A 13,223-nucleotide genomic window follows, 5' to 3' on the forward strand; every position below is an offset into this window, starting at 1 on the left:
TAATTCTATTTTTGCAACAACATTAGATTTAGACTCGTTCTAAAGAGTGACCAAATCTAATGTATTTAACTGAAAAAATGAAACAATTCTATATATCAATAATTTTACTCCTCTTATCCCAGGCTTTGCTTGCGCAAATGGCCGTTATCAAAGGAAAAGTTCATTTGGAAGATGGTACTGTTGTTCCCAACGCTACCATACGCTTGGAAGGAACTTCCATCGTTTCGATGTCTAATGAGCAGGGTTTATACGAGTTAAAGGATGTGCCATATGGAAACCAAACTATTTTAGTGACTTCGCTGGAAATTAAATCCAAAAAACTACATCTTAAGGTTAATAAGCCTGAATACGATTTGCATATCCATATTGATCCTAGTGGGGAAGTCAGCTTAGATGAGATCCGGGTGGTAGGGGATAATGTGAAACGTAAAATAGAAACAAGTGGATTTGCGGTGAATGTGATCGAAACTAAAGAGGCGGCTACACGAAATATACAAACCAATGAGCTATTGGATCGAACCGTAGGGGTTCGAGTTCGTCAAAGTGGAGGATTAGGATCAGAGGTACAATATAACTTAAATGGTATGACAGGACGTTCGGTAGGTATTTTTATCGACGGGATTGAAATTTCAACTTATGGTTCTTCTTTCAATTTGAACAATATACCTCCTGCCATGATTGAACGAATCGAGGTCTATAAAGGCGTATTGCCAGCACATTTAACAGGTGATTTCTTGGGTGGCGCGATCAATATCGTCATGAAAAAAGGAAACTCGAGTAACAATATTTCTGCTTCAGTGAGTTATGGTTCTTTTAATACCTTGCAATCTGATATTTCTGCGCTTTATAGGCATGCAAAAACAGGGTTTACGACCCGTATTTCTGGAACGTTTTTAAATTCGGATAATGATTATGAAATATGGGGAAAGTTCTCGAAATATATTGAACCAAATGGTGTAATACAAAGAAACTTTAGAACAAAGCGTTTTTTTGATGGATATAGGTCTTTATCAGGAAGATTTGAATTTGGGTTTACTGGTGTGAAATGGGCAGATTCTTTCTTTTTAGGCTATAATAAATCAGATTCTTATAAAGAGATTCAACATGGTCAGACCATGGGAACACCTTATATGGGTAGGACTTCAGAAGCTAAAGCGGATGTACTTAGTTTAACGTATAATAAAAAGGATTTATTGGTCTCTGGACTGAACTTGACGGTGAATGCTGTTTACAGTTTCCGGAATACGTATATCCAAGATACTATTCCTTGGGCTTACAATTGGGATGGGAAAATTCGGGTGGATCTCAATGGAAATCCATTAAAAAATTTAGATGGCGCTCAGCAAGGAAAACCTACCATGACCAATGTAGATAGGCAAGTGGCTAATGTGCGATCAAATTTAAGTTATGATATCTTTTCAGGGCATAGACTATCTGTTAATCATGTATTCTATTCCGTGGATAGAAAGGATGCCAATTTGTTAAACCCAGTGGCCAATGTGGGTATGAATAGCAAGAATGCTTTGGGAAAGAATGTAATCTCATTTAATTATGAAGCGCAGGCCTTAAAGAATAAATTGACGACTAATTTATTTTATAAACTCTATCAGCAAAATATAGGCAATACATCTTATACTACAAATAACTCAAGTGGTTCTGCTACCGTAATCAAAAATGAGACTAAAGATAATAGGACTAATGCAGGATATGGTCTTGCGGCATCCTACAAAGTCATTCCGCAAGTTGTTGTATTAAGTTCAGCGGAAAAGGCTATTCGTATGCCTGATGACAATGAAACTTTTGGAAGTATGGAAGATAATATTCTTCCCAATAATGGAATTTCACCGGAAGTAAGTAATAACTATAATCTTGGTGTTAGATTAGGCACATTCGATTTGAATTCACATAAGATTTCTGTTTCTGGTAATACCTTTTGGAGAAATACCAAAGATAGAATCATGCCTAGAGCCAATGAGTTATTAAGTAGTCAAGAGATTGAGCTTACGCAATATATCAATTTAGGTTTATCGCAATCGGTGGGTTTCGAAGGGGAGTTATTATATGCTTATAAGGATAAGCTGACATTTAATTTTAACTTTTCTAAGTTTAACTCCCTATTCAAGCAAGAGTTTGACCCTAAGAGTGGTCAAAAGATGACTTATTACAATAAACAAATTCCGAACGAACCATTCTTTACTATAAATAGTAATATCCATTACCGTTGGGGGAATTTTATTCAAAAGAATGCGGATTTGAATTTGTTTTACTCTTTAGGTTATGTGGCTCCATTTAGAACGATTTGGCCAGAATCGGATTGGTTTATTACACCAAAGCAATATGCGCAAAATGTGGGAGCGAGTTATGTATTTCCTAAACGTGATATTATTTTAAGCTTTGATGTAAAAAATATTTTGAATGCGGAGTTGTATGACAATTTCGGTGTTCAAAAACCTGGACGTGGATTTTATTTGAAAATTAATTATACAATAAATAAGTTTTAACATGAAAAATTATATACACAAATCAAATTTGTTGGCTGCCGTAGCACTGTGTCTTATTTTTGGAAGTTGTTCGAAAGATGATAAAGGTCCAATAGTGGATCCCGATGATAATACGAGATGGATTACAGTGTCGGGTGCCTTAATGGAAACTGAACCTGGTGATGGTGATGGAGGAACGATGGTATTCAGTTTGACTCCAGAGCAAGCTAAAGATCCAAATTATTCAGTTAATGTTTTTGATCAAGGTGCTCATGTGAAGTCTGATCGTACAGCAAGATTGCAAGCATCTGCTGATGGAAAATATTTATACAATATTCAGTACACTGGTGATGATGGGGGTGTATTCCAAAAATATCTTGTAACTGGTGGAAAGGCCATTGTTGCTCAAGGGAACCAAGTAGCTACTGCGACTTATGTAACGACTTCTCCTAGATGGTTAAAAGCTGCTGAAGGTGTTGGTGTTGCTGTGCGTGCTGCAGCTAAAGATGTTAAGTTTACAGGTACTGCTCCTAATTTTGTATTTCAAGAACGTACAGCAGATGTGAATGTGATTAGCTTGGATTTGAATGATCCGAAAATTTCTGCCAATAGTTCATTTGAATTACGTTTAACAGATCAAGAAATTGCACAAGGTTATTACGTTAGTCGTATCGATGTTCCTGTGGTTAATAAGGCCGGTGATAAAGTCTATATTGGTGCCGCAGTTTCCAAACATAATACCAGTTCCTTTACTATTGGTACTACAGGTTTACCTGTATTTGCTGCAGATAATGTTAGTGATAAAAGTTGGGCTAAAACTATAGTTTTAGATTACCCGAGTTTGAAGAACCCTAAAATTATCACATCCGATAAAACAAGAGCAAATACCAATGGCTATAGAAGTACGCAACAATACGTAGGTTCTGATGGTCATGTTTATCAATCTACTTCGGGAGAAGCTAAGGGTAAGGGTGGATCTAAAATTTTAAGAATTAATTCTACGACCAATGATTATGACAATAACTATGTTTTAAGTTTGGATCAAGTGTTAGGTGTGACTGATTCTTATTTGGAAACATGGAAATATGTTGGTGATGGAATTGCATATGTCGTATATGCTGTAGGTGGAACAGGTAAAGGGGGCTATATTGCCAAAATTAATTTGAATACCAAAACAGTGGTAAAATACAATGTTCCTAATTCGGATAAGTTGAATTTCCGTCAAATCCAAAATATTGCTCAGATTGGTGATGAAGTATTTATTTCTATTGCGGAAGTAGGTAAAGATGGTAATATCTATGTTTTCAACAAGAACACAGAATCTATGACAGTTGGTGCAAAATTGATTAACAAAACAGGAAATCAATACATAGGTACTTATTAACAAAAAAATTGAATCTTATTAATAAATAGTCTAATTAAACTATTTTTACACTCAGGCAATTGCTTTAGCATCTGCCTGAGTTTCATCTATCAGGGGTAATATTAACAAACGAATGAACAAACCTAAAAAAACACAAACATCTACTTGGATAAAAGTCAGGAAATTTCTGAATGATATTCACTTATGGGGGGGATTAATATCAGGCATAGTGGTATTTATAGTCTGCCTTACAGGGACAATTTATGTTTATAATACAGAAATACGTGCTTGGGCATTGTCGGAATATTATCAAGTTAAACCCGAAGGTGAAAAAGTAAATCCGGATGAATTACTAGCGAAAGTAAGACCGGAAATTAAGGGTAAGGTAGTTGGTATCAAAATCCCTCATGCGGATGACCAATCGACAAGTATATTATATACAAAAAAAGAAGAGGGTAAAGGAAGAGAGAAAACTGCAGCAGCAGCGGATACTCCAGTAAAAGGAGATAGGAAAGATGGACATGCTCATACAGCGCATGATCATGCAAATGAAAAAGGGCATAAACACTCTTCGGATTCTACGAATGAAGTAAAGGATCCTGCGAAAGCGGGACAAAAGGAGGCTGAGACTAAATCTGCTCCTGAAGGAAACAAGGAATTAGCAGCTGCACCTACTGCTCCTGAGCTTAAACGAGAAGCTGCAACGAAAGCACCTGCTGCAGGGCCTGCTAGCCCTGGAGGTCGTGGTCCTCGTGCGAATCAGATGTCGGTAAACCCATATACAGCGGAAATCATAGGTGATGCATCGGATGTTAAATCTAAAACGGCAGAGTTTATGCAAAAAATGTTTGGTTTACATCGTTGGTTATTATTAAATGAGATTGAAGAACCTATTTTCGAAGGTATTGAAAATCGTAAATTAGGATCTTGGATTTCCGGAACTGCGACTTTATTGTTTTTGCTGGGGGTTATCACAGGAATGGTAATATGGTTTCCAAATAAGATACGGTCTTGGAAGAATGGACTTAATATTAGATGGTCAGCCAATTGGAAAAGGGTGAATCATGATTTGCACAATACCTTAGGATTTTACAGCTGCATTCTTTTGTTTTTAATGTCCGTAACTGGCCCTTTTTGGTCTTTCGACTGGTATCGTTCTGGTTGGCAGAAAACTTGGGGAACCTATCAAGCAGCAGATGCGCCTAAGGTGGAAAAGAAAGTGATTATGTCCACTATTCTTGCTGCGGATGCCAAACCAATCAGTATAGAAGAAACGATCGCTGCGGTAAACAAAGCTTTGCCGTATGAAGGGGATATTACCATTAATTTTGCAAAAGACAGTACGGGAACAATTTCCATCAGTAAAAATAGGGTTGGATTTTTTGCGCCATCAGCTGGTGATAAATTAACGCTTGATCAATATTCTGCTGAAGTTTTGGAAAAGGATATTTTTAGAGATAAACCGTTTAATGAGCGTGCTTCTGCTTCTGTTAAAGCATTGCATGTCGGGGATATCTATGGGCCATTTAGTAAATTGCTTTATTTTATTGCATGTTTAATTGCAACGTCTCTACCAGTGACTGGAGTGATGATATGGATCAATAAAATGAAAAAGAAACCTAAAAAGGTTAAATAGTATTTTTGGATATACCTATTCATTTTAATAGCATAAAAAAAGAGGGTTTGAAATTTTCAAACCCTCTTTTTTTTATGCTAGATGTTCATTTTCCAATAGGCTATACTTGGAAATGTGTATGCTTATTTTTCTTCTGATCGTAGTTTGCCAATAATCATTTCGATCACGGCAACAATAATGGCAAATAAACAGGCTTGCCAGAATCCATCGACTTCAAATTTACTTCCCATGATTTTGTCGGATAACATAATCATCAAGACCGTAATAATAAATGATACAAGGCCAAATGTTAGCCAATTCAATGGAAAAGTAAATAACCTTAATATGCCCCCAACTACAGCATTTACAAAGCCTATTACCAAACCCGTGATAATGGCCCACCAAAAACTGCTTACTTGTACTCCTGGTAGTATTCCTGCGGCAATGGCAACAACTAATCCAGTGATCAAAAGACTAAGAATGAATCTCATAACTAATTATTTTTGAATTTAATAATTTCTTCAAAATTAATGCCAATGCAAACGTTTGTTGAAACTTAGGTTGTAAAGTAACAAAAATAATATTATGCTAACATAGAAAAATAGTGGTATATTCACTAAACAATTTAAAACGAGATGGTTATGAGACACATTATTTTAACACTATGTGCTTTATGGTTTACAGCTATTGTATTTGCACAAACCGATCCTATACTGGGTAAATGGGAAAACCCGAGTGCTGAAGGACGAATAGAAATTTATAAAAAAGGGGATAAATATTTTGGGAAATTGTACTGGATTAAGGATGCAAGTAAAAAGGATAGTAAAAACCCCGACGAAAAGTTACAAAATAGATTGATTCAAGGAACGGAAATATTAACCAACTTTAGCAAAAAAGGCTCATCTTTTGAAGGTGGTGAGATTTATGATCCAAAATCTGGAAAAACCTATAGTTGTAAAATGACTTTAAAAGGTGCGGATCGATTGGATATTCGTGGTTTTGTTGGATTGAGTATTTTGGGGAGAACTGAAACTTGGAAGAAGATAAAATAAGATTATAGGTATACTTTTAATAGGAAGAAAGAATCGGTAAATCGGTTCTTTCTTTTTTTTGTCTTTTGAAATAATATGATAATTATAGAGCTGTGGGGATGGTCTACAGTAGGATATCTAAATTTTTAATTAAAATTTTATGTTGCTAGCATTAAAAGTGAAAATGAAGCAACCGTTTTCGTAGAATGGTGTTCTAAAAATAAACTATCTTTATCGCAGAAAAATAAACGTATTATGTACAAAACCTTAAAGCCCGCTTTAGAAAAAGAATTAGCAGCTATTAAAGATGCTGGTTTGTATAAACAAGAACGAATTATTGTTACTCCCCAAGGTGCTGATATCAAAGTAAGTACTGGCCAGGAGGTAATCAACTTCTGTGCGAATAATTACTTGGGGTTATCCTCACATCCAAAAGTAATCGAAGCAGCAAAAGCAGCTATTGATACGCATGGATATGGGATGTCTTCTGTACGTTTTATCTGTGGCACACAGGATGTTCATAAAGAATTAGAAGCTAAGATCTCCCAATTCCTTGGTACTGAGGATACGATATTATATGCAGCAGCATTTGACGCCAATGGCGGTGTTTTTGAGCCTTTGTTAGGTCCTGAGGACGCAATTATATCCGATGAATTAAATCATGCTTCCATCATCGATGGGGTGCGTTTGTGTAAAGCTCAACGCTTCCGCTATAAAAACTGTGATATGGAGGATTTAGAAGCACAACTAAAAGCAGCGTCTGCTGCTCGACATAAAATAATCGTCACAGATGGCGCCTTCTCTATGGATGGTTCGGTAGCTCCTTTAGATAAAATCTGTGATTTAGCGGATAAATATGAAGCATTGGTGATGATTGATGAGTCTCATTGTACTGGTTTTATTGGTAAAACAGGCCGTGGTACGCATGAGTTGTTTCAAGTGATTGATCGTGTGGATATCATTACTGGAACTCTAGGTAAAGCTTTGGGTGGTGCTTCTGGAGGTTTTACTGCTGGTAAAAAAGAAATTATTGATATGCTACGTCAACGCTCTCGTCCTTACCTTTTCTCAAATACTTTAGCGCCTTCAATTGCTGGAGCATCTGTTGCAGTGATTGATATGTTAAGTGAAACAACTTCTTTGCGAGATAAGCTAGAAAATAACACAAAATATTTCCGTGAAAAAATGACGGATGCAGGATTTGATATTAAACCAGGATTCCACCCAATAGTTCCAGTGATGTTATATGATGCTAAATTAGCACAGGAATTCGCTGCAATGATGCTTGAAGAGGGTATTTACGTGATTGGATTCTATTATCCTGTTGTCCCTCAGGGCAAAGCAAGGATCCGAGTTCAAATCTCTGCAGGTCATGAAATGGAACATTTAGACAAAGCAATTGCTGCTTTTACGAAAGTTGGTAAGTCTTTGGGAGTGATTAAATAAGCGTTTAAACAGCTCTTTAGGCAGTTTAAATAAAAGCTAATAAAATAATAACAGTAAAATGTTAAAATTGAGGTGCAAAATATTTATCTTTGCACCTCTTATTTTTATATAACACATTATTGCTCAATGCAGAACATCAGAAACATTGCGATTATAGCGCACGTTGACCACGGTAAAACTACCCTTGTAGATAAAATCTTGTACTTTACAAATCAGTTCAGAGACAACGAGGAAGCGGGAGAATTGATCCTGGATAACAATGACTTGGAGCGTGAACGTGGAATTACCATCGTATCGAAAAACGTATCAGTAAAATATCAAGAAACTAAAATCAACATCATAGATACACCTGGTCACGCCGATTTCGGAGGTGAAGTAGAGCGTGTATTGAAAATGGCTGATGGTGTAGTGCTTTTGGTGGATGCTTTTGAAGGCCCAATGCCTCAAACTCGTTTTGTTACTGGTAAAGCTTTGGCATTAGGAATTAAACCTATCGTTGTTGTTAATAAAGTAGATAAAGAAAACTGTCGCCCTGACGAAGTTTATGAGAACGTATTTGACTTGTTCTTTAACTTAGGTGCTACGGAAGAACAGTTGGACTTTCCAGTATTATACGGTTCATCTAAACAAGGATGGATGTCTACTGACTGGAAAAAACCGACCACAGATTTTACCGACCTATTAGAAGCAATTATTAAATATATTCCTGCACCAGCAATATCTGAAGGAACATTGCAAATGCAAGTTACTTCATTAGATTATTCGACTTTTGTGGGTCGTATTGCGATTGGTCGTGTAGCTCGTGGTACCATCAGAGAAAACCAACCTATTTCATTAGTGAAACGTGATGGTAAGGTGGTTAAATCACGTGTAAAAGAACTTCAAATATTTGAAGGATTAGGTCGTGTGAAAGTGACTGAAGTACATGCAGGTGATATCTGTGCCGTAGTTGGTATTGAAGGTTTTGAAATTGGTGATACTATTGCAGATTTCGAAAATCCTGAGCAATTGGAAGTTATGCACATCGATGAACCTACAATGAACATGTTGTTTACGATTAACAACTCACCGTTCTTTGGTAAAGAAGGTAAATTCGTTACTTCTCGTCATATTTATGATCGTTTACAAAAAGAATTAGAGAAAAACTTAGCATTGCGCGTTGTTCCTACGGATTCTCCGGATGCTTGGTTAGTATATGGTCGTGGTATTCTACATTTATCCGTATTGATTGAGACGATGCGTCGTGAAGGATACGAATTACAAGTAGGACAACCTCAGGTTATCGTGAAAGAAATCAATGGACAAAAGAATGAGCCAATTGAAGAATTGGTAGTTGATGTTCCTGCGGAGGTTTCCGGTAAAGTGATTGAATTGGTAACACAACGTAAAGGTGAGTTATTGGTGATGGAATCTAAAGGCGATATGCAACACTTAGAATTCTCTATTCCTTCTCGTGGTATCATTGGTTTACGTAATAACGTATTGACTGCTACAGCTGGGGAAGCTGTAATGGCGCACCGTTTGAAAGGTTTCGAACCTTGGAAAGGAAATATCCCTGGACGTTTAGCTGGGGTATTGATCTCCTTAGATACAGGATCAACTACCGCTTATTCTATTGATAAATTACAAGATCGTGGACGTTTCTTTGTAGATCCAGGTGTTGATATTTATGAAGGACAAGTATTGGGAGAGCATATCCGTGATAATGATTTAACGATTAATGTTACGAAAGGAAAGCAATTAACGAACATGCGTGCTTCAGGATCTGATGACAACGTTCGTATTGCACCAGCCATTAAATTCTCATTAGAAGAATGTATGGAATATATCCAAGGTGATGAATACATCGAGGTTACTCCTCAAAGTATTCGTTTACGTAAAATCTACTTGACAGAAAACGAGCGTAAAATCAACGCTAAGAAATTCGTATAAGCAGTATACGAAATGATATCATAAAGGCTATCCAATTTATTGGATAGCCTTTATTTTTTTCAGGAAAGCTTATCTTTATTTTTGGATTACAAAACACAACTATGGATGATGAATTAGTTTGGCATAAAGTGCCTAGCAAAATAGATGAAAGTAGGGATTATGTTAAAGCATTGCATGTGGCCGGTAAAAAGCTCTGTATCATTAGAGAAAACGGGGTTATGTCAGTAACCTCAAGCCGATGTCCGCATGCTGGAGCAGATCTAACACATGGTTGGTGTGAAGATGGTAAATTGATTTGTCCTTTTCATCGCCATCGATTTGACATCGTTACTGGAAAAGGAGATGAGCGCCAAGGCAATTATATCCGAATGTATCCATTGAAAAAAGAAGATGGAGAGTACTACGTAGGGATAAAAAAATCCTTATGGGATAAGATCTTCGGTTAAAGAAATCGCTTGATCGTTTTCAGAATCTTATTTGTTTTCTCCGTGTATGGAAACCAAAATAAAGAGGACATCGGAAAAAAGTTTGATTTAGCTATAGCTCTTTCGTGTGAAAAAGATTTGAAACCATACCATCCCATTGATTGCCCAATACCAGAATGGTTTACTCCAGCAAAAGGAAGATTCGGATGTAAAATTTGAATCATCGCATCGTTGATGCAGGTAGAACCTGCACTGGTATGTCGGATGATATGTTTATTGAAAATGGGATCTTTGCTAAAAACATATAATGCCAATGGTTTTTCTTTGCTATTGATCAATTGAATAGCCTCATCAATTTGCTGATAGTAAACAATTGGAAGAATAGGGCCAAATATCTCTTCTTGCATCAATTTATTGGTATTTGCTACCTGAGTAATGACTGTTGGGGCTATATATCGATCTTTTTCGTCCATTTTACCTCCCGCAATAATTTGAGCTCCCAAAACTTTCGCTTCTTCCAACTGCTGTGCTAATCGTTTGAACTGATCATCATTAATTATTCTAGCATAATCAGGCGAATGTTGTGGATTAGGACCAAAAGCTTCAAGCATTTCCTCTTTAAACGTGCTTTCCAGTTCGGCTTTGATTTTCTTATTCACCAACAAATAGTCTGGTGCAATACAGGTTTGGCCTGCATTGACAAACTTTGCCCAGATGATGTTTTTGACTACCGAGCGAATCGAAACATTTTTGTCGATTACAGCCGGAGATTTCCCACCCAATTCTAAGGTGATGTCCGTAAGATGCTTACTTGCGGCCGCCATCACAATTTTACCTACCTTAGGCGAACCTGTAAAGTGGATATGGTCAAACGGAAGACTTAATAAATGCGTAGTCTCTTCCACAGCGCCTTCGATTACGGCAATATGTTTCTGAGGAAACACGGCTTCAATAATGCGACGAATGACTTGATTGATATGTGGAGAAAATTCCGATAATTTCAATATTGCGGTATTCCCTGCAGCAATACTTGAGGCTAAATGCACCATAGGAAGCTGAAAAGGATAATTCCAAGGAGTAATGATTAACGTATTGCCTTTAGGTTCATAGTGTAAAGAGGCCGATACATTTGGGAACATCCAGAACCATCCTGCCGACTTGTCCTTCATCCATGACGATAATTTTTTTAATAGATGCCGTATTTCGAACTGTACTGCCAAGATCTCTGTAATATCTGTTTCCATACTGGACTTATGGAAATCTAAGTAAAGAGCTTCCTCTATGGCTTTCTCTTCTTGAATAATTTTTTCAAGAAGATTTTTCAACATGGTTTTACGTTGTTGGGCACTGCTATGCTTAATTTCATTCTTATACTTCCATTGAAGCGTATAGATTTGATCAATTTCTTGTATAGTTTGATAAGGCATAATATAATATTAAATGAAATGCTATAGCATTTAAAAAAACCTAGACCTTTTCAATGGCCTAGGTTCAACAATATAGTAAAAATTTAACGCATCTAATTTTTTGATTTCTTAGCTTCAGCCGCCCGATACACTTCTTTATCCGTTTGGTAAATTTTAAATTGCACATCATATTCCTCAGGAACATAGATTACAATCGGCATTTTTCCATTATAACGCACTAGTGTTGGTTGAGCTGCAACAAATAATTGTCGCTTTGGGGCATCTGGGCAACCCATTTGTGTCGCTATGACTTCACCTTTTGTCTGGAAAACATAATACTCATAACCCCAACCCTGCAAATCTTTTTTCTCTAAGGTTCCTTGCAGAGCAAAGTGATTACAGCCATCCACTTCCATTGTTTTACCAACTAGAAATTCGATCTTCTTAAGCGCATCATTCGATGAGTAAGGGACTTCAATAATCATTTTCTTATAACCCTTATCAGGCTGTGGAAATAGAGCAGGATCTACTTTTAAAACCATTTCCTGCGCATTCGATGCCATAAATAAACCTAGCAAGAGGGAAAGGGTAAGTGTAAAGAATTTCATATTCATATTTTTCAAATTTATTTAAAATAGACTCCAATCCTATTGGAGGGGTATTATTCATTGGAATCTATAAACAAAAAAAGGTTTAATTTAAGAAGCTCCAATTCGGACTCCATGATTAGATATTCCTCCTGTTTTATAACCTTAAACTATTGTCTGTTGTTATTCAAAAGGCAATAGTTTAGTCGGATCAAATTCTTTAATCAATGCCCTAGCCAATATTCGGTTAGGATCAATAACGGGCAATCCGTCATAAGATTTCTCCCGAAGTGCTAGAGGTAGCTCCGTACAACCTAAGATAATGACTTGTGCCCCCTGGCTTTTCAGTTCCTGAATAGCAGCCACTAGCTCATCATGCGCCCTTCGAGTGACTGGCGATGAAAACGCTTTAATGCCATACGATTCATCATAAATCGCCTGTTGAACCTTTTCTTGCCATAAGTCATTGGGTTCAATGCAAGTTAATCCCTGCTTTTCAAGGCTAGTTTTGTACAAGGCCGTATTCCGGGTGCCTGTAGTTGATAAGACAGCAACGGTACTATTTGCAAAATGTTCTTTTATAAACAGGGTCGTTTCATCCAGCATATTCATTAAACGAAGGGAAGCATTCTTCAATAAAAGTTCCTCCTTCACCAGATCAAATATGCGTGGCGAATGTGCTGTATTGCATGGAATAGCAACAATGGTTGCTCCAGCATGGCCTAATTCCAAAGCGATATCTGCCAATGCAAACCCAGGATTGGTCACCGTATTACCCAATAAATAGGCTGTACGGTCGGCTATCCGATGAGGTTGAGAGGATAATAAGACCGGAAGATGATCCTGATCCCGTGAAGCAATAGTTTCTTCAATTATTTTTTTAACAATGTCTACCCCAGCCAATGGGCCGACACCACCTACTATACCTATCATATCAA

The 13,223-nt window shown here is 37.0% G+C and carries 11 protein-coding genes; 7 read left to right on the plus strand and 4 right to left on the minus strand.

Annotated elements, in window-relative coordinates; genetic code table 11:
- The first annotated feature begins 77 nt into the window (after window positions 1-77).
- From ACFRAE_RS12240 to ACFRAE_RS12250, 3 genes are all read left to right on the plus strand, one after another.
- Complete coding sequence (locus tag ACFRAE_RS12240) at window positions 78-2,501, plus strand: TonB-dependent receptor (RefSeq protein ID WP_422797448.1); 2,424 nt, start codon at window positions 78-80, stop codon at window positions 2,499-2,501.
- A 1-nt stretch (window position 2,502) separates the two neighbouring features.
- On the plus strand, window positions 2,503-3,864 hold the full coding sequence (locus tag ACFRAE_RS12245) for a hypothetical protein (RefSeq protein ID WP_422797449.1): 1,362 nt from the start codon (window positions 2,503-2,505) through the stop codon (window positions 3,862-3,864).
- 112 nt (window positions 3,865-3,976) lie between these two features.
- Window positions 3,977-5,479: a PepSY domain-containing protein gene (locus ACFRAE_RS12250; RefSeq protein WP_422797450.1), complete on the plus strand. Its 1,503-nt coding sequence runs from the start codon at window positions 3,977-3,979 to the stop codon at window positions 5,477-5,479.
- 122 nt (window positions 5,480-5,601) lie between these two features.
- On the opposite strand, the gene ACFRAE_RS12255 is transcribed toward ACFRAE_RS12250, so the two are convergent.
- Window positions 5,602-5,949, minus strand: coding sequence for a phage holin family protein (locus ACFRAE_RS12255; protein ID WP_422797451.1), 348 nt, complete (start codon window positions 5,947-5,949; stop codon window positions 5,602-5,604).
- 150 nt (window positions 5,950-6,099) lie between these two features.
- Here ACFRAE_RS12255 and ACFRAE_RS12260 point away from each other — a divergent pair, with 150 nt between their 5' ends.
- From ACFRAE_RS12260 to ACFRAE_RS12275, 4 genes are all read left to right on the plus strand, one after another.
- Window positions 6,100-6,510, plus strand: a complete 411-nt coding sequence (locus ACFRAE_RS12260; RefSeq protein WP_422797452.1) for a DUF2147 domain-containing protein — start codon at window positions 6,100-6,102, stop codon at window positions 6,508-6,510.
- A gap of 234 nt (window positions 6,511-6,744) precedes the next feature.
- Window positions 6,745-7,935 carry a glycine C-acetyltransferase gene (gene kbl / locus ACFRAE_RS12265; protein ID WP_422797453.1) on the plus strand — a complete coding sequence of 397 codons (1,191 nt, stop codon included), beginning with the start codon at window positions 6,745-6,747 and terminating at the stop codon, window positions 7,933-7,935.
- Window positions 7,936-8,061: 126 nt separating this feature from the next.
- A complete protein-coding gene (typA, locus tag ACFRAE_RS12270) occupies window positions 8,062-9,867 on the plus strand; it encodes a translational GTPase TypA (protein ID WP_422797454.1) in 1,806 nt (601 codons plus the stop codon).
- Between the two features lie 101 nt (window positions 9,868-9,968).
- Window positions 9,969-10,313 (plus strand): Rieske (2Fe-2S) protein, encoded by a 345-nt coding sequence (locus tag ACFRAE_RS12275; RefSeq protein WP_422797455.1) that lies wholly within the window; start codon window positions 9,969-9,971, stop codon window positions 10,311-10,313.
- Here ACFRAE_RS12275 and ACFRAE_RS12280 read toward each other — a convergent pair.
- From ACFRAE_RS12280 to ACFRAE_RS12290, 3 genes are all read right to left on the minus strand, one after another.
- Window positions 10,310-11,719, minus strand: a complete 1,410-nt coding sequence (locus tag ACFRAE_RS12280; protein ID WP_422797456.1) for an aldehyde dehydrogenase family protein — start codon at window positions 11,717-11,719, stop codon at window positions 10,310-10,312. The genes ACFRAE_RS12275 and ACFRAE_RS12280 overlap by 4 nt on opposite strands.
- A 92-nt stretch (window positions 11,720-11,811) precedes the next feature.
- Window positions 11,812-12,312: an ecotin family protein gene (locus ACFRAE_RS12285; protein ID WP_422797457.1), complete on the minus strand. Its 501-nt coding sequence runs from the start codon at window positions 12,310-12,312 to the stop codon at window positions 11,812-11,814.
- Between the two features lie 156 nt (window positions 12,313-12,468).
- Window positions 12,469-13,218 (minus strand): aspartate/glutamate racemase family protein, encoded by a 750-nt coding sequence (locus ACFRAE_RS12290; RefSeq protein ID WP_422797458.1) that lies wholly within the window; start codon window positions 13,216-13,218, stop codon window positions 12,469-12,471.
- Between the last annotated feature and the right edge of the window lie 5 nt (window positions 13,219-13,223).

It is taken from the genome of Sphingobacterium sp. HJSM2_6 (assembly GCF_049316305.1).
GTDB lineage: Bacteria > Bacteroidota > Bacteroidia > Sphingobacteriales > Sphingobacteriaceae > Sphingobacterium.

What these genes read in the sequence shown, in the direction of transcription:
- ACFRAE_RS12240 (WP_422797448.1), top strand. Translation starts at nt 78, where the DNA reads ATGAAACAATTCTATATATCAATAATTTTACTCCTCTTATCCCAGGCT.
- ACFRAE_RS12245 (WP_422797449.1), top strand. Translation starts at nt 2,503, where the DNA reads ATGAAAAATTATATACACAAATCAAATTTGTTGGCTGCCGTAGCACTG.
- ACFRAE_RS12250 (WP_422797450.1), top strand. Translation starts at nt 3,977, where the DNA reads ATGAACAAACCTAAAAAAACACAAACATCTACTTGGATAAAAGTCAGG.
- ACFRAE_RS12255 (WP_422797451.1), bottom strand. Translation starts at nt 5,949, where the DNA reads ATGAGATTCATTCTTAGTCTTTTGATCACTGGATTAGTTGTTGCCATT.
- ACFRAE_RS12260 (WP_422797452.1), top strand. Translation starts at nt 6,100, where the DNA reads ATGAGACACATTATTTTAACACTATGTGCTTTATGGTTTACAGCTATT.
- kbl (WP_422797453.1), top strand. Translation starts at nt 6,745, where the DNA reads ATGTACAAAACCTTAAAGCCCGCTTTAGAAAAAGAATTAGCAGCTATT.
- typA (WP_422797454.1), top strand. Translation starts at nt 8,062, where the DNA reads ATGCAGAACATCAGAAACATTGCGATTATAGCGCACGTTGACCACGGT.
- ACFRAE_RS12275 (WP_422797455.1), top strand. Translation starts at nt 9,969, where the DNA reads ATGGATGATGAATTAGTTTGGCATAAAGTGCCTAGCAAAATAGATGAA.
- ACFRAE_RS12280 (WP_422797456.1), bottom strand. Translation starts at nt 11,719, where the DNA reads ATGCCTTATCAAACTATACAAGAAATTGATCAAATCTATACGCTTCAA.
- ACFRAE_RS12285 (WP_422797457.1), bottom strand. Translation starts at nt 12,312, where the DNA reads ATGAATATGAAATTCTTTACACTTACCCTTTCCCTCTTGCTAGGTTTA.
- ACFRAE_RS12290 (WP_422797458.1), bottom strand. Translation starts at nt 13,218, where the DNA reads ATGATAGGTATAGTAGGTGGTGTCGGCCCATTGGCTGGGGTAGACATT.